Origin of the sequence: Lactiplantibacillus herbarum (genome assembly GCF_001039045.1) — a bacterium.
GTDB lineage: Bacteria > Bacillota > Bacilli > Lactobacillales > Lactobacillaceae > Lactiplantibacillus > Lactiplantibacillus herbarum.
The window spans coordinates 152514-172421 of the sequence record NZ_LFEE01000012.1 but is presented as its reverse complement, the minus strand read 5'-3'; the positions used below and the strand labels follow the sequence as shown (position 1 = coordinate 172421).

Annotated in this window: 23 protein-coding genes; 7 read left to right on the top strand and 16 right to left on the bottom strand. The window is 42.2% G+C overall.

The annotated features are described in order from the left end of the window. Positions 1-35 precede the first annotated feature (35 nt). On the top strand, positions 36-962 hold the full coding sequence (locus tag ACG95_RS04210) for an L-lactate dehydrogenase (RefSeq protein ID WP_047999299.1): 927 nt from the start codon (positions 36-38) through the stop codon (positions 960-962). 187 nt (positions 963-1149) lie between these two features. On the opposite strand, the gene ACG95_RS04205 is transcribed toward ACG95_RS04210, so the two are convergent. The 5 genes from ACG95_RS04205 to ACG95_RS04185 all read right to left on the bottom strand — a co-directional run bounded on the left by ACG95_RS04205 (position 1150) and on the right by ACG95_RS04185 (position 4415). Next, positions 1150-1344 carry a type II toxin-antitoxin system Phd/YefM family antitoxin gene (locus tag ACG95_RS04205; RefSeq protein WP_047999298.1) on the bottom strand — a complete coding sequence of 65 codons (195 nt, stop codon included), beginning with the start codon at positions 1342-1344 and terminating at the stop codon, positions 1150-1152. Positions 1345-1498: 154 nt separating this feature from the next. Continuing rightward, a complete protein-coding gene (locus tag ACG95_RS04200; RefSeq protein ID WP_047999297.1) occupies positions 1499-1876 on the bottom strand; it encodes a helix-turn-helix domain-containing protein in 378 nt (125 codons plus the stop codon). Between the two features lie 324 nt (positions 1877-2200). Further along, positions 2201-2749 carry a nucleoside tri-diphosphate phosphatase gene (gene ntdP, locus ACG95_RS04195; RefSeq protein WP_047999296.1) on the bottom strand — a complete coding sequence of 183 codons (549 nt, stop codon included), beginning with the start codon at positions 2747-2749 and terminating at the stop codon, positions 2201-2203. A 98-nt stretch (positions 2750-2847) separates the two neighbouring features. Then, complete coding sequence (recX, locus tag ACG95_RS04190) at positions 2848-3651, bottom strand: recombination regulator RecX (RefSeq protein WP_047999295.1); 804 nt, start codon at positions 3649-3651, stop codon at positions 2848-2850. A 35-nt stretch (positions 3652-3686) separates the two neighbouring features. Then, positions 3687-4415, bottom strand: coding sequence for a hypothetical protein (locus ACG95_RS04185; RefSeq protein WP_152668280.1), 729 nt, complete (start codon positions 4413-4415; stop codon positions 3687-3689). A 279-nt stretch (positions 4416-4694) separates the two neighbouring features. Here ACG95_RS04185 and ACG95_RS04180 point away from each other — a divergent pair, with 279 nt between their 5' ends. From ACG95_RS04180 to ACG95_RS04165, 4 genes are all read left to right on the top strand, one after another. Beyond that, positions 4695-5240, top strand: coding sequence for a sigma-70 RNA polymerase sigma factor region 4 domain-containing protein (locus ACG95_RS04180; RefSeq protein WP_047999293.1), 546 nt, complete (start codon positions 4695-4697; stop codon positions 5238-5240). A gap of 56 nt (positions 5241-5296) precedes the next feature. Next, entirely contained in the window at positions 5297-5494 is a 198-nt protein-coding gene (locus ACG95_RS04175; protein ID WP_047999292.1) for a hypothetical protein, read from the top strand. A 100-nt stretch (positions 5495-5594) separates the two neighbouring features. Continuing rightward, complete coding sequence (locus tag ACG95_RS04170) at positions 5595-5798, top strand: DUF1659 domain-containing protein (RefSeq protein ID WP_047999291.1); 204 nt, start codon at positions 5595-5597, stop codon at positions 5796-5798. Between the two features lie 23 nt (positions 5799-5821). Further along, the gene (locus ACG95_RS04165; RefSeq protein ID WP_047999290.1) at positions 5822-6046 is read left to right on the top strand and encodes a DUF2922 domain-containing protein; all 225 of its coding nucleotides are present in this window, start codon (positions 5822-5824) and stop codon (positions 6044-6046) included. Positions 6047-6146: 100 nt separating this feature from the next. Here the strand turns inward: ACG95_RS04165 and ACG95_RS04160 are convergent, their stop codons facing one another. Continuing rightward, positions 6147-6455, bottom strand: a complete 309-nt coding sequence (locus ACG95_RS04160) for a hypothetical protein (protein ID WP_237756449.1) — start codon at positions 6453-6455, stop codon at positions 6147-6149. Between the two features lie 460 nt (positions 6456-6915). Between ACG95_RS04160 and ACG95_RS04155 the strand changes: the two genes are divergently transcribed. Together ACG95_RS04155 and ACG95_RS04150 are read left to right on the top strand one after the other, a co-directional pair. After that, a complete protein-coding gene (locus ACG95_RS04155) occupies positions 6916-7584 on the top strand; it encodes a sugar transferase (protein ID WP_047999318.1) in 669 nt (222 codons plus the stop codon). A gap of 293 nt (positions 7585-7877) precedes the next feature. Next, complete coding sequence (locus tag ACG95_RS04150) at positions 7878-9299, top strand: oligosaccharide flippase family protein (RefSeq protein WP_047999288.1); 1422 nt, start codon at positions 7878-7880, stop codon at positions 9297-9299. A 120-nt stretch (positions 9300-9419) separates the two neighbouring features. Here ACG95_RS04150 and ACG95_RS04145 read toward each other — a convergent pair whose 3' ends face one another. From ACG95_RS04145 to ACG95_RS14655, 10 genes are all read right to left on the bottom strand, one after another. Next, entirely contained in the window at positions 9420-10196 is a 777-nt protein-coding gene (locus tag ACG95_RS04145; RefSeq protein ID WP_047999287.1) for a DUF4422 domain-containing protein, read from the bottom strand. Positions 10197-10312: 116 nt separating this feature from the next. Next, positions 10313-11344 (bottom strand): acyltransferase family protein, encoded by a 1032-nt coding sequence (locus ACG95_RS04140; RefSeq protein ID WP_237756448.1) that lies wholly within the window; start codon positions 11342-11344, stop codon positions 10313-10315. A 22-nt stretch (positions 11345-11366) separates the two neighbouring features. Then, positions 11367-12482 (bottom strand): polysaccharide biosynthesis protein, encoded by a 1116-nt coding sequence (locus ACG95_RS04135; protein WP_237756447.1) that lies wholly within the window; start codon positions 12480-12482, stop codon positions 11367-11369. Next, a complete protein-coding gene (locus ACG95_RS04130) occupies positions 12475-13710 on the bottom strand; it encodes a polysaccharide biosynthesis protein (RefSeq protein ID WP_047999285.1) in 1236 nt (411 codons plus the stop codon). Before ACG95_RS04130 ends, ACG95_RS04135 begins: the two co-directional genes overlap by 8 nt. After that, on the bottom strand, positions 13688-14320 hold the full coding sequence (locus ACG95_RS04125) for a hypothetical protein (RefSeq protein WP_047999316.1): 633 nt from the start codon (positions 14318-14320) through the stop codon (positions 13688-13690). Before ACG95_RS04125 ends, ACG95_RS04130 begins: the two co-directional genes overlap by 23 nt. Positions 14321-14325: 5 nt before the next feature. Then, a complete protein-coding gene (locus ACG95_RS04120) occupies positions 14326-15456 on the bottom strand; it encodes a polysaccharide biosynthesis protein (protein ID WP_237756446.1) in 1131 nt (376 codons plus the stop codon). A 22-nt stretch (positions 15457-15478) separates the two neighbouring features. Beyond that, a complete protein-coding gene (gene glf, locus ACG95_RS04115) occupies positions 15479-16612 on the bottom strand; it encodes a UDP-galactopyranose mutase (protein ID WP_047999283.1) in 1134 nt (377 codons plus the stop codon). A gap of 367 nt (positions 16613-16979) precedes the next feature. Next, a complete protein-coding gene (locus tag ACG95_RS04110) occupies positions 16980-17912 on the bottom strand; it encodes a glycosyltransferase family 2 protein (protein ID WP_047999282.1) in 933 nt (310 codons plus the stop codon). Between the two features lie 34 nt (positions 17913-17946). Beyond that, positions 17947-18855: a glycosyltransferase family 2 protein gene (locus ACG95_RS04105; protein ID WP_047999281.1), complete on the bottom strand. Its 909-nt coding sequence runs from the start codon at positions 18853-18855 to the stop codon at positions 17947-17949. A 446-nt stretch (positions 18856-19301) separates the two neighbouring features. Further along, on the bottom strand, positions 19302-19908 hold a 607-nt coding region (locus ACG95_RS14655; RefSeq protein WP_475003851.1), incomplete at its 5' end, for an MDR/zinc-dependent alcohol dehydrogenase-like family protein.

The window sequence follows — 19908 nt, the reverse complement described above, 5'->3', positions numbered from 1 at the left end:
AGTATACAAATAAATTCTTGAAGGAGTTGCCATTTATGTCACGTAAAATTGCTGTTATTGGGATGGGTCACGTTGGATCCACCGCCGCACATTATATTGTTGCCAACGGCTTCGCTGACGACCTCGTCTTAATTGATACGAACACCGATAAGGTCACTGCTGACGCCCTCGACTTTGAAGACGCTATGCCTAACTTGCCTTATCATACTAACCTGATCGTCAACGACTATGCCGCTTTAAAAGACGCCGATGTCATCATTTCAGCTGTTGGTAACATTAAACTACAAGATTCGCCTAAGAACGACCGCTTCCTTGAACTGCCTTTTACCAGTACCCAGGTCAAGGACGTTGCTCTTAAAATCAAGGCCAGTGGTTTTGACGGTATTCTAATCGCCATCACTAACCCTGTAGATGTCATTACGTCCATCTACCAAGCCGTAACGGGCCTCCCAAAGAACCACGTCATTGGAACTGGGACTTTACTCGATTCAGCTCGTATGAAACGTGCGGTTGCAACTGCACTACATATCGACTCACGATCCGTTGCTGGCTACAACCTTGGTGAACACGGCAATTCCCAATTCACAGCATGGTCAACTGTCCGCGTCCTGGGACAACCAATCACGACTTTGGCTGCACAACGAGGCTTAGACCTGGATCAACTCGATGCTGAATCTCGCCAAGGCGGCTTCCGGGTCTTCCACGGTAAGAAATACACAAGTTACGGGGTGGCAACGGCAGCAGTTCGACTAGCTAACACCGTCTTGAATAATGCACTGACTGAACTCCCAGTATCTAACTTCCGCGAAGAATACGGCGTTTACCTCTCATACCCAGCCATCGTTGGGCGTGATGGAATTGTTGAACAAGTTCAATTAGACTTAACACCTGAAGAATTACAAAAGCTACAAGTTTCAGCTGACTATATCAAAACTAAGTTCGCTGAAAGCCAAGCCGAATAAGCGATTTATAAGCACGTATTACGGGACCTACCCGGATGCGTGCTTTTTGTTATCACCAAATTATCAACTTCGTATCGCCTTTTCCAGTATTTCCCCTCATTCTCTACTAACTTAGTCCAAAAAAGCTCTCGGTAGATGATTGTTAATAGTCATCCTACCGAGAGCTTACATATCTCAATTATTATATTTAACTAAATTCCACGTCACGTTGATTACTCTTCGCCAACTGACTAACAATCTGCAACCAATCCTTCATGCTGACCATAACGGCTGAATCTTGGGTATTGGGATTTTCCACCTCAATGGTATCGTGGCCCTGATTAACAATCGTTAACAGTTGGTTAATATTCTTCTTGGCTAATGTGGTAGTAACTTTTTTCATGCGCCCATCTCCCAATTCGTTCCATGATTGAAGCTAATTGTGCCCCTTTCGTACGGACACGTCAAGCGGTTTCATCAATTATTTAAGTAACTGTTCCACATTCTACACTATCACCGTATTAGTTGCACTAAAAATGGCCGGCCTTTACATAAAATTAACGCCGTGGCGTCTTGAACATTGATTTGAGAACGTTACGAATAATCTTTAATTGTTCAGGTGTGATCGGCTGACCATCATATTCAAACTGATTCTTTTTGTTTTCAACAACCGTTTTTAAGTCGACTGCTGGTTTGGCTGGCGCTTGGTCAGTGACTTCCTTTTCCTTACCAACTAACTTCGTGTAACTCGTCCCGAGTACCTGGGCAACTTCTTTTAACGTACCCACGGACGGTGTATGCTTACGCCAACTATAGATGGCACTGGCACTCAGACCAGCTAAAGTAGCGACTTCTGCGAGTGTTAGCCCATTTTTCTTCGCAAACTGCCGAATATTTTTTAGTAATTCGCCATTATCCAATTTCATAAAAGCCATTAGCTATCACTTCCAATTATCATATTTACCGACGTGTTATATCCAATCTTCCAAAATGTACACGTTTCCTAACTAAAGCGCAACTCATTTGCGTTCAATAATCGCACATTGTTTGGTTAGGCACACGACCAACTACTTAACTGGTCTAAAGCGAGCTACCTTTGCACGAGCCAATATTAAAATAAAAATTTTATAAAATTAATCTATCGATCATATTAACGCTTAATAGCAAAAAGGAGCCCCATCGTGGGAACTCCTAATTACCTTTAATTACACTACTGACAAATCGTCAGCAGGCTACTTCTGTAGGTTACTTCCACAGAGCTATTGCCGACGTGATAGTTCTTGATAACGACTATACCAAATGTCAATGTATTCTTGTGAGAATGGGCCCTGCTTGTGCTTAATCCAATCTACTAACACCTTAACGTTCGCCTTCAATATGCGATCCGTGTCAGCAGAATAGCGCCACTGAGCACCATGCTCCTCGTATTCATCCACATCTAACAACCGACGTTCACCATCTGGGAAGACTTTGACATCTAAATCATAATCGATATACTTCAAAGCTTCCTTATCTAAAGCGTACGGTGAAGCCAAATTACAATAGTATGAAACACCGTTATCGCGAATCATCGCCACGATATTAAACCAATAATGCTTATGAAAATAAACGATTGCCGGTTCCCGTGTCACCCACCTGCGGCCATCATCTTCGGTGACCAGCGTGTGATCGTTACAACCAATTAATACGTTCTCGCTTGTTTTGAGTACCATTGTATCGCGCCAAGTTCGATGTAAACTTCCGTCGTGCTTATAGCTTTTGATCGTAATGAAGTCGCCTTCTTTAGGTCCTTTAGCCTCGCGCGCCATATTAACCCTACTTTCTAATGTTCAGGGTAAATTTTCATCGAATTTCATTAAACATTATACCAGATTTTTATGGCGTGCGGGGAAGCAATTACGCCTTTTCACTCAGAAGCGACTTGTTCATCAATAAAGCGATTAATATCATCCATTAAAAAACCCTTTTGATACAGACTTTTTTTCGTACGCATCGTCCGTTCCGAGAAGGCATACTTCCGGTTGCGCTGCCATAACTTCTGTCCCTGAGTCTCTAGTGAAAGCCACTGCTCATCGACATCCGGTTGTAGGTCAAGGGCTTCGATCGACGCGGAAATTGTATCCCCATCAAATCCCTTAGCCATCATTCCTTGGCGAACTTTTTGTTGCATCGTCTTAAAAGCCAACCGACGATACCGCTGTGATAACTTCTGCGCGAGCTGCGTTGCATTATCTAAGCGATCATCCGTACTAAACTGACCGGCAAGTGCATCATCAATCAATTGCTCACCGACCCCTTTTAACCGTAAATTCTGTCGAATTACCCGGGGCCCCTTGTCGCTCGTCCGTTTAGCTGTCCGGACGTAGGCATCCGCATACTGCTGATCATTCAGTAGTCGCAATTCACGAAGTCGTTGCATCGTGGCATCAACGACGGTTTCATCTAAGTCTTCATCACGAAGCTTATCGTGCACTTCTTTTTCAGTCCGTAATTGATGGGATAAATAATCTAAAGCCCGTGTATAGGCCTTAGAGAGGTCGTCAGCTGCAATCATCTTCGCTTGCAGCGCTTTGTCAACTTCCATTCCTTTAAAGACCCGGAATTCGAGCATGACTGACTCACTGATAGGAAAGGCGTACTCGTCATCTAAGTAGACGTTATAACGGCCAGACCGTTTTTGCGCCATAATTTTAGTCACTTTTTTGGTCATTTTCAGCACTCCTGATTTCAAACTAATGGTTCCTATTATAGTGTACCTAAAAAGTCATTAATACAACCATTTAATTCTCTCGGAATAACTGTTAAACCATGGTATCGCAATAACAAAGTTCCATACTGATACAGAATTTGTTTGGACGTTTCATCCATAAGTACCGCTGTCGATGTCGGGATTAAGGTGCCAGTCTGATAATGGTGATGTGCTAATACCGCATCCTGTAGCAATCGTGCTTTAGTGACTTGCCGCTTAACCACCGCTGGGCTCAAACCCAGCTTTAAATGCAACTTCTGATCATATACAAGATCGGTGTTAACACCCTGAGATTCAAAATAACTGAGCAAATTCAAGTTGTACCAATTCGTATTACCACGTTTGGCAGTACTGACCGGTAATAAAGCCGCCACGCCCTGAATAATGGGTAGCTTACAAAGCGATAATCCTTCACGAACCGCAATCTGACGGACAAGTTGGGGACCAGCCAACCCTAATTGATGAACCCAACCTAAGATCAATTGTCGCGTTGTCTTAATGGTCTTGATCAGTCCCCGCTGATAATCAAAGATAACAGCATTTTCTGTGCACGACTCATCGCTGACATTTAATAAAAATATCGTGTTCATCGCGTTCAACGTCACGTTATCCAATCGCTGCGCTAAGGGGACAATGGTGGCTGGTCGTCGCGTATCAAGAGTACTAGGTAACTGATTCCAAACAGAATAATGCTGATCAAACCGCTCATTGAGATTGTTCATCATTGGTGTCCTCCTAGAATTGGTGCGCTTTTTTCTCTAATGTCCGTCAGTGAGTGAGAATTCTGATTACCTCACTGTTGATTAGATTAACCACAGCATACCAGTCATGTACCTAATAATAAAGTCCGGATCATTGCGACCATTTAATTCTAATTAGACCCTTAATAAACAAGCATTTTTTGACACCTAGATTCCGTCTTCCCCAGTCGGCAAAAGCCCTCTTGGCACTGTACACTGAGCACAACCTTGGCCAAGGAATCTAGCGAACACGAGGATCGAAAAATGCGAACTGATCGCCTCAACAATCAAGCTGCCTTTGAACTACTCGCCCTTCCAGAACATCAACGGCTTCTATACGGTGCACTCAAGGCCGCCCACGTCACCCGCTACCATCCCCAATTCGACGACTGTGTCACGATAGCTCACCTGACTTGGCTAGCCGCCTACCAAAATTACGAACCTGATTTCACAGCTGATCTCACCGATTTCCGTAAATTTGCCTTTCGTCGCATTAAATGGCGAACTGTCGACTATCTACGCAATCAAACGTTACGAACTAAATCACAAATCGATATGGACTACGCGGCTAATATCACGATTAATCCCATCGCCGCTCAAGAGCAACACTGGCAACTGGTCGATTTGCTAACCAAATTACAGGCACAGTGCCGGCCTGGCGAACAGATTTACCTTACCGAATTCTTCTTAGCAGAACAATCCGTCCTAAGCATTATGCAAAAACACCATGTCAGCCGGCGAACCGTCTATAACTGGCGTGCGGGACTACTCACGAAGGCCCATCAGCTTTATCAGGCTAACGCGGATTAGTTTAATAAGCAGCTGCCCTCCCTTTTTAACCGTTATCTTGAAAGGAGTTTTATCCTATGCAAACGTGGCTCAATACTCACCTGACCATCACGACAAAAACTACTACTACTGGGCTGAGTAACCAACAAGTTTTGCCAGACTGTCGCGAACTAACTGCTGCAGACATTTCCACGATAATTGCTATTTTCACACCGTTATTAACACATCCTATCTCGATGATTACGACACAAGCTACCAACGAATTCGTCAATTAATCAAAAACTTGCGCATTTAGGTGCACAAAAGCGCTCGCTCAGACGTTGGTATTAATGTAAGCTGGCCAGCCTACAAACACAACTTAGGAGGAACACTCACATGAAAAAGACTTGGTTAAAAGCAACCCTCACCGTTCAGATGGAAACCGACACGGACGAACAACGGAAGCAAACCTTCACCGCGATTGCCCAGGATGCTACTGATGAACAACTCGCTGTTTTTGGTAAAGTTTTAGAAACGCTGACTGGTGACCACTTTAAGACTGCTAACATCACCAATGCTTATCGCTACGTTACTGCTTAACTCACTCATAGGAGGAATCATCCATGAAAACACTAGACTTAAGCTTCAAGACTAGCCTGAACAAGGTCCACCACGTGAAACTTCACTACGCCAATGATAATTTAAGCAAGGAAGTTGTCAGCAAGGCCATGGCCGACCTCGTCGCAGCCAAGTTATTCTCCAAGGATGGCGAAAACTTAGTCGCTGAACCGCTAGCTGCTAAGTACGTGGAAACGACGGAAACACCAATCATTACTGCCAAAGATTAACGTCCCTTTCTCACCATAAAAGCGAGCCCCAGTCAGTTTGTTCACTGACTGGGGCTCGCTTTTATTGATTTAAGTTACCGAATTTTCCTGACTGCGATCATTAAATATCACAAGCCAAGCGCGTACTCTTGGTTTCTTCACGCTGAACATTATAAATATCAATAATAATACTGTTCCCAACCGGATGCCAATCGATTTCTTTAACCAGTGTCCGGATAAATTCACGGGTAATCTGGGGTTTGATTGAGATACCGCTTCGGTCTACATCATCGTAGAATGTCACACGCTGATCGAGCTTATCCACCTTAAAGTAGTAGTAAGCATAGTGAGCCGTTCCCCGCTTAAGAATTAGATGGTAAGAATTATTATAATCCGCTGGAAAAACTGTGATCCAGTCATCATTCATCATTGGACATCCTTTACACTTGGATTTAACTTTGCTTCCCTTATTGTACCGTGAAGCGAGTAAGAATCCTACTCCAAATCTGATTTCCTTATCATTCACTCATCGATGAGATACTGAATTAACTACAATCTATAGCATAATCTGTCGAACCGCAACCCCTTGTCAGCGTAGAATTATTGAACAGGTTAACTACTACCAGTCAGCCCCATTTAACTCATCATTCAAAATTTCCGTTTAATAATCAGCTGTTTGACACGATTATTTGTTATAATGTTTATAAATTGATAGCTACAGGAAACCTTGGCAATGATATTTACTTGCTAACTGGTTTGTATTATAATTCTTAAAGTTGTCTTAATTTAAATTACATAATCAGTATTGCCTTGAAGCGACCACTGGTAATAAGCACATCTGAGCATTAGTTTGCGGGGGAAATCTTTAAAGGAAGTATAGGGTGTTACTCATGGAATTAAAGGAACAAGAAATCAAACTGATTAAGATCGATGCCAACTATCAGCAGCGTCGATATGGTTATCGGTTCGTTAAACGCGTATTTGATTTTATTGCTAGCCTACTTGGGCTCATCATTTTATCACCGCTATTCTTGATTATTGCAATCGCAATCAAGGTAGAAGATCCCAAGGGTAGTGTTTTTTACTCACAGATTCGTTTAGGTCAAGGGGAGTCACCGTTCAAAATGTACAAGTTCCGCTCAATGGTTTCAAACGCCGATGAGCTGTTAGAACAACTATTAAAAGACAATGAAATCAACGGTGCCATGTTCAAGATGCAGGATGATCCCCGAATTACTAAAACTGGGAAATTCATCCGTAAATACAGCATTGACGAGCTACCCCAACTACTCAACGTCTTATTAGGATCAATGAGTCTGGTTGGGCCACGACCACCGTTACCACGAGAAGTCGCAGAATACACCGACTACGACAAACAACGTTTAGCTGTTAAGCCTGGTTGTACTGGCTTATGGCAAGCAACCGTTCGTAATAGTGTCGGCTTTGAAGAAATGGTTAAGTTAGATTTAACTTACATTTCACGTTGTAGTGCTAGCTTTGACCTTTACATTCTATTCAAAACAGTCGTTATTATGTTTAAGCCAAACGGTGCCTATTAAAAATACGTTATTAAATCTTTTTTAGATTTAATAACGTATTTTTTATTGTCAGGGCCCTTATTCTCGACCTCTAAATCCGCAGCTAATCTTGAAAATTATTTTTACAATTACAACATGATATCACCAATTATTCTTACCATAATTTCGATTAGTTTTATCATCTAATAAGTTTGTTAATAACCAACCTCAGCCGGACAAAGTCACTATTAACCACCTAATGAGCATGCTACAATTAATTAAAATGTTGAATTTTCCAACGTTCAACTGCTTAATGTCTACGAGGAGCTTTGTTCATGCAAATCATTAAAAACTACTTTTACACAGCGGGATATAACCTCCTGATCTTGCTAACGCCCCTACTGACCGTACCATATATCTCACGAGTATTAGGGCCAACCGGAGTTGGAATCAACGCCACTACGAACTCGGTGATCACCTACTTTTTACTATTTGGAACAGTCGGCATTACCATCTACGGTAATCGTGAAATTGCCTTTATTCGGGATAATCGTCAGCACCGCTCACAAACTTTTTGGGAAATCGAAATATTACAACTGATCACGATTAGTTGCGCTTACATGGCCTTTTTAGTTTTTCTAGCTTTTGAACATCAATTACGACTTTATTTCTTTTATCAATCATTTTATATTATTGCCGGTGCATTCGATATTTCATGGTATTTTATGGGCCTGGAAGATTTTAAGAAAACGGTCTTACGAAACACCCTAGTTAAACTAGCCTCAATCATCGCTATTTTTGTCTTTATTAAGACTCGGCAAGATACTGGCCTATATATTTTGATTCTTGCTAGTTCTCAGTTACTCGGTAATCTAACCCTGTGGCCTTATCTCAGACACTCAGTTGAGCGCCCCCATTGGCATCACTTGCGTCCATTAAAACACTTCCGACCATCGTTAGCGCTGTTCGTTCCGCAGATTGCCATCACCATTTACTTAGCACTCAACAAGACAATGCTCTGGCAGTTAGATTCGGTTACTGCAGCTGGTTTCTATGACTATTCTGATAAGTTAATTAAGCTTGTGCTTGCACTAGTGACTGCAACGGGGACTGTCATGTTGCCACATATTGCCAACTTGTTCATTAAGAATCAACTTACAAAGGTCAAACGTTACCTCTACATGTCATTTGACTTTGTCCTATGTATCGCAATCCCAACAGCGTTTGGCATCGCCGCGGTAGCAACCACACTTGCCCCATTATTCTTCGGGTCAGCATTCACTGCGGTTGATCATTTATTAATGATTGAAGCACCAGTTATTATTCTTATTGGTATGAGTAACGTCTTAGGACAGCAGTTCCTACTGCCAACTAGGCAGACTAAAGCCTACACGCTCTCTGTAACCATTGGAGCAGTCGTCAACGTGCTTTGCAACATCCCACTCATCTTACTATGGGGTGTTCAGGGGGCCATGCTTGCTACCCTAATCTCAGAGATCTGCGTCACTGGGTATCAATTAATTGTCACACGTCACGACTTGCAAGTCCGCCAACTATTCGCTGGCAGTCATAAATATTTGGGCGCTGGCATTATTATGTTCATCGTTGTCTATCACCTAAACGTCAACATGGCTACCTCCTATCCAAATCTCATCTTACAGATTGTTCTAGGTTCACTGATCTATATCGGCTGTTTAATGTTGCTACAACCACCAGTACTGAATAGTATCGCGCAATTAAAATCACGGTTGCAATAAGACAATAAAAATAACTCACTTCAGAAGTTTAGTATTTCTGAAGTGAGTTATTTTTATCGTCTATAACTTGTTAGTATCGAATCCTGCTCATAATTCAGCCTGAGTGCATCATCGGCTACTTTAAAAATGCGTCCGTTTAACCGCTTGCGGTAAGAACTTCCGTTTTAATAAATTATAGGCTTTAACCGGCAACTGCTGCTTCTCCATATACATCACCGGTACTTCCGCGTAGGATAGCTGATTATGATTAATCCAGACATCCAGCAATAGCTCTGATAAGTACCCAAATACACGTGCTTCTTGAGCATCATAACTAGAGATATCGATCTCTTGCTCAACTTCAAATAGAATCGAGAATAGCCATTCAGCGTACGCGTTAAACTTGGCTGCTGGCATAATCATCAGATTGAACATATGCGCCGATGTCCGATGCATCAACTGATCAAAGGCCGCTAAATATGCTGGCTGGTCACGGCTAATAACGGTGCGTACGGTATCCAACGGCGCTTGATGATGTGCGTGGATGTAGTGCGAATAATTAGACTCAATGTAGTAATGTCGCTTCTTAGGCACGATTACATCATGATGCTCCAAGAGTTTTTCAATCTCAGCCGTGGTTAAAATGCCAGCTAATTTTTGCCTAGGATCAGCTGCCAAGTAACGTCGATACTGATCCAATCCTTTCACGTCAGCTTGACAGTTTTTCCAGATCCAATACAGTGCGGTTAATTCATTAAAGTTTGGATTACTAGCCGAGATATTATCACCGCTATTATCCGATTGATAGTGACACAGCGCTACCCCATGCAGCGCTGCCCCCACAAAAATTGGTTGATATGTCTTATTCTGCGGCATCTGGTATGGTTTATGCGCCGCAACGTAAATTTGAACAGTCATTCGCCAGTCCCCCTCTGGTATGAAATCCTTTAATAATTTACACTTGTCCTAACTCATTTGATTGCTATTCTGTTAATTGACTTAACATTCCAATTATATACAGCGTTGTACACGCCTTAATTTACTGTTTTTTTCAATCTGAACGGATACTGACGTGGCAAAAAACAATTTCGTAACAGTGGTAAATAAGGTATTACGAAGACCCAAAATGTTACAAAAGCCAGTCGGTAACCGATACTAATAAGTGTCGCAACCACTGGCCCCACCAGTGGTAGTACGCGCGCAAACACCCACGGTTCAACTCCAATGACATCTAAATCAATCAGATGAAAACACAGGACAACTAATGATAAACGGCCATAGCGCTCTAGCAAGTTTATCAGCATAGTACCTTGATATTGACTGAGCCAGGAGCTGAAGCGAATCACGCAAAGACTCCCAGATATTCCGCCTAACGCACTGATTAATAAGTTTGGCGATACCGGTACAGTCAATGAAAAGTACCCTTGAAAAGCACTGACTAACCACATGAAAGCTAATAATAAATACCATGGTAACGTCATTTTATGGATTAATCCCGTTTGTTTGACAATATACCCCGCGTACAAAAACAACTGTGAAAAAAGTGCTGCATTGAATGCCCACGGCAGGTATACAAGCTGTCCTAATTCGCCTCCCAACACGGTCAACGAGCAAACGATAAACAACCGAACTGTAAACTGCCAACGATTTAAATTCACCGTCAAGTGCATCACACCATTAAATAGTTGTATGGCAATAAACATACTGAGTAAAAACCAAATAGCCCCAATCGGCTGAATCTGCCAGTGCCACGGGTTGAAAACAAGTGATCCTGCTCCATACACTATCGACTGAACCCCTTGCCAAAGGTTGAGAAAATATTTGTTCAGAACGGGTTGATGCGGTAAAGCCAATGCCACCGTATTGATCATCAAAATCAAGACACCCGTGGCTAAATATGGCAGTAACAGGTTCATTGCGCCCCGCTTGGCTTCCTGATTAATCGGGTGCATTCTAAACAAGTAGCCACTCAATATGAAAAAGATCGGCATATGAAATGCAAAAATCAGGCTACCAAAGAATTTACCACTATACGGGCCGAGCGTATGCCCGATAACTACCGCCAAAATAGCAATTCCCTTGGCAATATCAATCCATTGTATTCGCTGTCGCATGTGCCACCCCCACCGTTTCAGGATTTCCAAATAAATCTGGTAGCAACCGTTGCATAACGGGTAGTCGTCGTAATAACTGCACTAACCCCACGCTAAGCAATAAAACTACGGCGCACAATGCCAGACTGTACCACCAGATTCCCACAACCGAAATGAACCATGTTGTGACTAGCTTTAACGGGGTAAAAAGAACCCCCGCAACCAGCAAGCTTCCATAACTGGCTTGTAACCAATTATGCTTATGCGGCGGTTTTAACTGCTTACGATTCATTATTTGCGTCGCAACGGTTACCCAAAGTGTCATGCAGGGAATTGCCTGTAACGTTTGGGCAAATGGTTGATTCATAATCAGGTTAACATTCTGTTCTAAGTTAACCTGATACATCGTCACGGACACCATCACCGCGTAGCAACAGAAAGTCAGTAGCCATGCAACTAGCAAGTGTTCTCGTGTAATTTGCCGCAATACTACCTGCTTACTCAGCCAATAACCCATCAATGCGAAGAAACAACCTGCTGCCACAGCTAATGGCGGCTTAACTGCAATCGTGGTCAAACCCGTAAAGAAAGTAATAATTGGCAACATACCAATAAAGATCAGTTCGGTCCAAAACAGATAACGTTTAATCTGTTCACTAGCATATTTTGCAATTATTCTTAATACTGGTAACGATACGAAGAATCCCAAAACTTCGTATAGCACATCATAGAAACCTACCGGCGCTTGAACTAAATCTTTGAAAAAACCGCTCACATTGAAACCTTGATCATGACTTAAGATAATCGTTTCACCGTAATAAACTACTGAAAATAGCACAATCCCAGCTATCAACCACAGAAGTTTTTGCATCAGTTTGGGAATCGTTAACGCTGGACGTTGTAACTGCTGCGCCCCGAGTACCATCATTAATAAGTTGGGCCCCGCCACCGCCATCAAAGCCACGACAAGTTGGGGATAAAAGAAAATACTTTGTGGTTGATTAATAAAACTGAAAATACCTTTATCAGCAGTATCACTGAACAGGATCAACATGAGTGCTATTATCAAAATCGTTCGTTGCAAGTAGTAAAACTGCTTTGAATTACTCACTTTCAGCACCTCCCTGGTTCATCACAATTGGCTGATTGAACGCCGGCCCAATTGCTGTTCGATACGTAGGTAGCTTAGCAAACGCCATTAGAATAAAGACATTGTAGGTTATTTCCAGAAAGTGCTGATCAAACATACTACTAATTGCAATGGCCACAAAAATAACGGGCAATAAATAGTCCTGCTGCCGAACTCGATCATATAAGCGCCAAGTGAACCCAACAATTAACACGATTGTGAATAACAGGCCATAGGCGATGAGAGCGTTTAAGAAAGAAGAATCAATAAAAAAGTAAGTCGCATCGCCGATTCCATTCGTAAGCATATTAGCTCGCTCACCACCCCAGCCATTGACAGGAATCGCACTTTGGCCCAATATTTTCACACCATAAGCTAGCAAAGCGTTGTTACCGAGCTCTAACCGTGAAGATAGCCAAGCATTCAAACGCATCAAATTAGTATCCTGAAAGTTAAAAATCACCGATAGCCCAATAATTGATAGGCTCGCAACTGGCAATGCCAAAAAACTATATCGCAAGCTAATCAGTAACTTAGGCATCCGTGCTAACTGCCGCCGATAGATATAGATTAAAAACAAAATAATCAGCACAAGTAACGCCAAGGTATCCGTCATCGTCTTAGTGAAGTAGTAAATAACACCACCACCTACTAAGACCGGTAATAACTCATATAACCGGAAGTATCGTGCTTGCAAGTACAAATAGGCACCACACAAGTAGAAAATATGGGCGGCAAAGTCCGTCGTGTAAACGACACCCAGTGACTGGCGAACACCGTCATTAGTTACAAACGTAATATTTTTGATGATTCCCAATTCAGCGGCCACGAGGGCAATTAGTAAAATCCCCCCAACAATCCAAAGATAAATCTGCATAATTCTCCGAAACGAGACTCCCCGCGCCCCCATCATCAACAACACAGTTGTAACTAAATAATGTGCCCCTGAAATGAGTGTCACTAGTGTGATCAACGTTAATAGACTAATTTGGCCAATCAATTGCCGTTCCGTTAATTGATCGAAACAGCTAATTTTGACTAGTATTGCCGCTACGGTTACAAGCTGAATAATTGTCCCCACCCGATGTGAATACATCACGTTGAACATGGTCGTCTGAATGGTCACAGAAGCTAGGTAACCTGCGAAAATAATCAAGTAACCGGCCGTTAAATGTCTTCTACAAAAGTTAATAAGCCGTTTGATCTTCATCACGCTCCCCACGACGTACATAGCCGACTAGATACGGACTAAGTATCGCCAAACTTCCCCCGATAATCAGTACAATCTTCCAAACTGTCATCCACATCACATTATCTGTTCTAGTTACCTTAGTGCTAATTGTCTTCACCTGATAATGGGTCAGCGTCGTCCTTAGTTCCTGCTTAGTGGCCACGTTAAACGCCGCAGCATTGGCTTGCGCGACTGCTCTGGAAGTACTGGATGGTGTGAGACGTAAAACTGGCCGCTGCTTGAGAGCCACTGCCTGAACAGATTCACTGAGGTCCTGAACTGACTGCCAGATTCCATCATGCGTATAGGCGTAACTACCAGCGGTGACTAATACTGCCCGCTTATGTGGCATAACAGCAAATTGAGCGACATTATCAATATCTTGTCGGCGCTGTTTCTGGCGTTGACGACTAGTTGCCTGTCGCTTTAAATGCCGTGTAATCTGTAAATCCACCCGAGCTTGATAGACCGGTTTAAATAACCACTGATTGATTCCCCAGCCAATCAAGATACTGGTAATTAAAATGACTATTTCGAGCGGTAACCACCGCCACGCCAATATGAAGCGTTCTTTTGGTCGATAGTTCATCTTACTCACCCATTTCCCTGCTGACTTGTTTGAAACTGAACCCATAAATAATCGGTGATTAGTTGATGGTGGGAACCAACTGTCCGAAAGCGTTTATCTAATTGCTGGTAGTTCGTAATCGTCTGAACATCCTGATGACTTATTGAGCTGAAGTTCAATTGATATCGATGCTTGGCTACCGGTAAAAGACTCGCAGTGGTCACGGTTGCTCGCTGAGTATGTGATAACTTGACGGTAGCAATTGATTTAAAGCTGCCGTTTATTTGTTTAGCACGATAGATCCTGATATGTTGACGGTAACGTCGTAACACATAAACTCGTTGACCAATTTGATTGATTCCAATAACTTGATTCGTTGGCACCCCATTCAATCGAAGTTGGTGCCACGATTGATTACGATTAGTGGTATTCTGAGTGACCTGATAATAGAGTTGCGAACGTTGCGTCTGTCGGTCCCGTGCCCTAACCACCAAATACTGACGACTGGCGACTCCCGGTAAGACGGTTTGTATTCGTCCATTCTTGAATAGTGGACTACTTAACGCTAGCCGTTGAACATGCCAGTCTTTAAAGTTAGTCGTCCAATAACGGTTAGTTCCGTCAAATAATGTTAGTCGGCGCTTCTGGTACAACAGACTTGGATTGTCGAGTTGTGCCCGTGGATAACTAATTGGCAGCTTCGTCCAACTACGCCCATCACCACTGACACTGATTCGCGCCACCGTTTCTTTTTTCCCCTGATACTGTGCCTCGTTAAAAACTGGTGTCGCAGTATTCTGCGTCCCAACTTGCAAATACTTAGCCTTGGCTAACGTTTGACGAATCTGGGTTAAGGTTAAAGCTGAACGGTATTTCAATTCAATCGTCTGATTGTGTCTCGGAAAATTAGCGCTCAGTGGGTTACGATTAGCCAGTACGTATCCCTCAATTTCCGGGTGAAACGGGTTACGATGACCTGCTTTTCCGACTAACGTAATTGGACCTGGCGAAATAATAGGCCTACCGTTTTGATCCACTTGATGAATTCGAATCGTCGTATCTTGCCCCCGCTGAATGCTGAGTGCGTAAAAGACATATCCTAATAACAGCAATAGCCCGGCCAACACACCTATTAGAAGTCCTAACCGCTTTTTCATGCTCAATCATCACTCATTCACTTTATTTGGTTTCATCAAATTCCGTTGCGACCGCCACTAGTGCAGCGTGAATCACTTGGTGCATATCATAATAGCGATATTGACCTAGTCGTCCCCCAAAGATGACCTGTGATTCAGTCGTTGCCAATTTAGCATATTGCTTATATAGCGTGTTATTAGTTTGATTGTTAACTGGATAGTATGGCTCGTCTCCACGTTGCCAGTTAGCTGGATATTCACGCGTAATGACCGTCTTATCAGCATCACCCTTGCCAAACTCAAAATGCTTATGTTCAATAATTCGCGTATATGGTGTTTCAGCATCCGTATAATTGATCACGGCATTTCCTTGGTAATTATCGACCGGCACCGTTTCAGTCTCAAACCGCAATGATCGGTAAGCTAATTCACCTAACTGGTAATTGAAAAACTGGTCGATCATCCCGGTAAAGACAACTTTAGGATACTGCTTCAGGTAAGCATCCTTATCGGCAAAAAAATCTGTCCCAGTCTCAACCGTAATCTCTGGATGATCCAACATCTTTTCAACGATCTGCGTATAACCACCAATTGGAATTCCTTGATAAGTATCGTTGAAGTAATTGTTGTCATACGTATAGCGAACAGGTAGCCGCCGAATAATGAAAGCAGGTAAATCAGTCGCTTTTTGCCCCCACTGTTTCTCCGTATAACCTTTGATCAGCTTCTCATAAATATCCGTTCCAATGAGTGCAATTGCCTGTTCTTCTAAGTTACGTGGTTGTTGATCACCTAAATTAGCTACCGTACGCTGTTCCGCAATCTTAGCTGCCGCTTCAGCTGGTGTCCGAACACCCCAAAGTTCACTGAACGTATTCATGTTAAACGGCAAATTATACATGTGCCCATGATAGTTGGCCACGGGACTGTTCGTATAGCGATTGAACGTTGCAAATTGATTGATGTAATTCCAAACTTGCTGATCAGAAGTATGAAAGATATGTGCACCATATTGATGAACCTGAATACCCGCAACTTCTTTGGTATAGATATTACCCGCGATATGATTGCGTTTTTCAATCACTTTAACGCGTTTGCCACGTAAGGCAGCTTCGTGTGCAAAAACGGCTCCAAAGAGTCCCGCTCCGACCACTAAATAATCAAATTGTTCATGCATGTTAATTCCCCCAAGAATTGACTTTGTTCTTGGTGAATTATAGCAAACATTAACGTACAGATGTACCGTTAGCATACGGATTATCTCGATAACCAATGACTTACGCGCCTTGCTTAATTAACTTTATTATCTAAATAACAAACAATCTGATAATTTCATCTTCATGACAGCCTTAAAAATAAACAGTGTCTATCGACATTACTTTATCCAGAACTGCATAACTAAGAACATTATTCCATGGATGAAAAATAAACTAACTGACCTTCGTAACAATTAAATAAGTTAAAAATTTAAATTTATTTATATCAAAATTCATCCCCTCTGATTTGTATGTGACTAGAATCAGAGGGGATGAATTTATCAATATTTAGTATTTCTGACCTGGCATAAAGTTAGGATTAAGTCCTTGGCGTTCCCGTAAAGCGTCCCGTAAAGCCTGAACATAAATTTTAATAATCAGCTTACGGTAACCCTTGTAGAACGGCCCACATACTTTGACTGCCAAGCGTCCATAAAATACACATAGCCAGCCAAAACTAATTAACGAATTTTTTCGCCAGCGTTTAACTGTAATCAAGCGGTTACGGATCCCGTAGTACAAGCGCCAATCGGGTGTGAACTTAGCTTTCATATCAAGCGACGGTAAGTACGTCTTATGCACTAATTGAGCTGCACTGACGTTAACAGGTTTTGAATACTGATTGGTCCGGATTGCATATTCACAATCATCCCACCAGATAAAAAAGCCTGCATCTGCAATACCAACCTGCTTAACAATTGCTAAGCTCATAAAGACACCACAAAAGGTATACTGATCGAATTCAAAATCACCATCATACTCATTAGCTGGAACAGCGACTGCTCGAAAGGTATTCCAACTAGTGAAACGATTACGCTGGTCTACTTGTAACCGGCCATCCGGCATATAGACACTTCCCGTAAGAATCTGACGGTTTAGATGAGCCTCATGATACGCGATTAACTTTTCAAAATAGTCTAGTTTAAAAATGGCATCATCATCAGAAAACGAGACCCAGTCCAAGTTGTCTTCAGCCTGTGCAATCTGCATTCCACGGGCAAAGCCCCCCGCCCCACCAATATTTTCAGCTAAATATCGATAGTCGATTTGCGCGTTATCCAATAGCCCTTGTTCTTTTAATAATTGCTTTGTGCCATCAGTCGAATGGTTATCAATCAAAATAATCTTGGCCGGTGGAACAGTCTGATTCATCAGTGCGGTAATTGCTTCTAATAATAATTTTTTACGGTTAAAAGTAACCACAATTGCCCCATACTGCATATTATTCTCTCCTCATATAAAACTAACCCTAATTTTATGGCAAATAATCGACATTACGCCCCAAGCGTTCATGCCAACCATCCTGACAACCTTGAATATAAGCCTTAATCAACGGAATAGCTTGTCCCCAGCGATCTCTATACAGGAAAATGGCCGCTATTTTACGTACCAGAAAATACAGACAATACCACTTTACTGCAAGGCTTTTTCCCCGGTGTTTAAATAATGATGCAATTCGATTACGCATAACATAGTACTCTTTCCAAGGCGCAATGGCCGCACGCGTATACGTTGTTTTATGCAATACCAACGCATCATGGATATTTAAAAACTGGCCGTACTTCAGAGCCCTTAATGCATATTCAAAATCATCGAAGCGAATGAAATAGTCTTGTTCTGGCAGCCCGATCCGTTCAACAATACTACGACTCAGTAAAACACCTACGAATGAAAAAATATCATACTTAAAATCATGGGCATAAGTAGCCTCCGCTATCGGTCTGGTCGCAAGTGTTGTCTGGTTAGCAATCATCGCACGGTGCATCATATCGTGTTTACCATTTGGTAACAAAACTGATCCCGAAAACACCTGCTGTTTTGGATGCTGATTAATGCCTCGTCGCAATGCAGCAAAATACCTTGGTTGAAAAATTGCATCGTCATCTGAGATTGAAATCCAATCACAGTCAGTTTGCAACGCTAATTGAATCCCACGGGCAAATCCAGCAGAACCACCCAAATTCTGCTCACAGCGGACATAGTTTAAATGCTGTTCATCAAAAGCAAACTTCGACTGAATAAAACTTCCAGTCCCATCTGATGACGCATTGTCAATAACGAAGACATACTCTGGCGGTGATACTTGTGTTAAGACACTCTCTAGAGCTTCCGCCAACAACGTTTTGCGATTATAAGTAACAATGACACAGGCAATTTTTGTCATAAACTTCCCCCAAATAGTTATGATAGCTCAAATAGTTGCTAATTAGATGAACTGATTAACCAACTTATTCAAGTGATGTATAAGTATACTAGTCTAGTTCTATTATAGCTAGGCTCGATTGATCAGGCTAAGCATTTAAACCAAGTATTGCTATAATTTGCTAATCTTGTTTGATTAGTTAATAAAGTGACGTTTCTTGATAAAAATGTTAAAAAAAAGACGTTTCTATTCCCAGCCCGGAATAAAAACGTCTTTTTATATTATATTTTAAATTAAGTTCATAAAATATTGTTCAATCGATAAGAATGATAAATTGAACTATCATCAGACTTATACTATGATCCATACTTAAAGTCTTTAATCCCTGATGGTAAACATCGTTATTGACTACGAAAACGTTACTAGCACTATCATTAGATACAACCATGATGATAAGGAACGTTTAATTAAACGTCCCACTCCATCACCGCCTTGCCCCAGTAATTGGTTAAGGCCCCTTCAAAGAAGTCGGTAACATCTTGGATCGTACTTACTTTACGAGTAAAACCAACTAAGTTCTGTAGTCGTTCACGAGTTACAGCGCTCTCAGTCAGAATGTTAATGGCCCGTTCGAAATCAACGCGACCACTACGACTGACACCGCGTAAGGTTAAACCTTCTGCTAACACTGAACGTGTATCGATGCCGACGGGGTCTTCTGAGACACCCATCAAAATAACCGTTCCCATTGGTCGGATATGCTGAATGATTTGGGCAATTGCCGTTTCACTACCACGACCACCCGTACATTCAAGTGCTTGACTGACCTTTAGATCGGCTGGGATATCATCGACTAAGTAAGTTTTATCTGCAAATGAAAAGTAGTCCAACTTAGAACGGTGACGACCAAAGACAACTAACTGGCTATCAGGGAAGATCTGCTTCACGAGGGTTGCGGTAATAAAACCAAGGTTACCATCGCCCCAAATACCGATCGTCTTTTGATCAGCATCCATCGTGTGTTCCAATTGTGTCAGTGCGTGCACACCAACTGAAACCATTTCAATAAATGCA

Coding starts and splice junctions, on each gene's coding strand:
- ACG95_RS04210 (WP_047999299.1), top strand. CDS start 36: ATGTCACGTAAAATTGCTGTTATTGGGATGGGTCACGTTGGATCCACC.
- ACG95_RS04205 (WP_047999298.1), bottom strand. CDS start 1,344: ATGAAAAAAGTTACTACCACATTAGCCAAGAAGAATATTAACCAACTG.
- ACG95_RS04200 (WP_047999297.1), bottom strand. CDS start 1,876: ATGGCTTTTATGAAATTGGATAATGGCGAATTACTAAAAAATATTCGG.
- ntdP (WP_047999296.1), bottom strand. CDS start 2,749: ATGGCGCGCGAGGCTAAAGGACCTAAAGAAGGCGACTTCATTACGATC.
- recX (WP_047999295.1), bottom strand. CDS start 3,651: ATGACCAAAAAAGTGACTAAAATTATGGCGCAAAAACGGTCTGGCCGT.
- ACG95_RS04185 (WP_152668280.1), bottom strand. CDS start 4,415: ATGATGAACAATCTCAATGAGCGGTTTGATCAGCATTATTCTGTTTGG.
- ACG95_RS04180 (WP_047999293.1), top strand. CDS start 4,695: ATGCGAACTGATCGCCTCAACAATCAAGCTGCCTTTGAACTACTCGCC.
- ACG95_RS04175 (WP_047999292.1), top strand. CDS start 5,297: ATGCAAACGTGGCTCAATACTCACCTGACCATCACGACAAAAACTACT.
- ACG95_RS04170 (WP_047999291.1), top strand. CDS start 5,595: ATGAAAAAGACTTGGTTAAAAGCAACCCTCACCGTTCAGATGGAAACC.
- ACG95_RS04165 (WP_047999290.1), top strand. CDS start 5,822: ATGAAAACACTAGACTTAAGCTTCAAGACTAGCCTGAACAAGGTCCAC.
- ACG95_RS04160 (WP_237756449.1), bottom strand. CDS start 6,455: ATGATGAATGATGACTGGATCACAGTTTTTCCAGCGGATTATAATAAT.
- ACG95_RS04155 (WP_047999318.1), top strand. CDS start 6,916: ATGGAATTAAAGGAACAAGAAATCAAACTGATTAAGATCGATGCCAAC.
- ACG95_RS04150 (WP_047999288.1), top strand. CDS start 7,878: ATGCAAATCATTAAAAACTACTTTTACACAGCGGGATATAACCTCCTG.
- ACG95_RS04145 (WP_047999287.1), bottom strand. CDS start 10,196: ATGACTGTTCAAATTTACGTTGCGGCGCATAAACCATACCAGATGCCG.
- ACG95_RS04130 (WP_047999285.1), bottom strand. CDS start 13,710: ATGAAGATCAAACGGCTTATTAACTTTTGTAGAAGACATTTAACGGCC.
- ACG95_RS04125 (WP_047999316.1), bottom strand. CDS start 14,320: ATGAACTATCGACCAAAAGAACGCTTCATATTGGCGTGGCGGTGGTTA.
- ACG95_RS04120 (WP_237756446.1), bottom strand. CDS start 15,456: ATGAAAAAGCGGTTAGGACTTCTAATAGGTGTGTTGGCCGGGCTATTG.
- glf (WP_047999283.1), bottom strand. CDS start 16,612: ATGCATGAACAATTTGATTATTTAGTGGTCGGAGCGGGACTCTTTGGA.
- ACG95_RS04110 (WP_047999282.1), bottom strand. CDS start 17,912: ATGCAGTATGGGGCAATTGTGGTTACTTTTAACCGTAAAAAATTATTA.
- ACG95_RS04105 (WP_047999281.1), bottom strand. CDS start 18,855: ATGACAAAAATTGCCTGTGTCATTGTTACTTATAATCGCAAAACGTTG.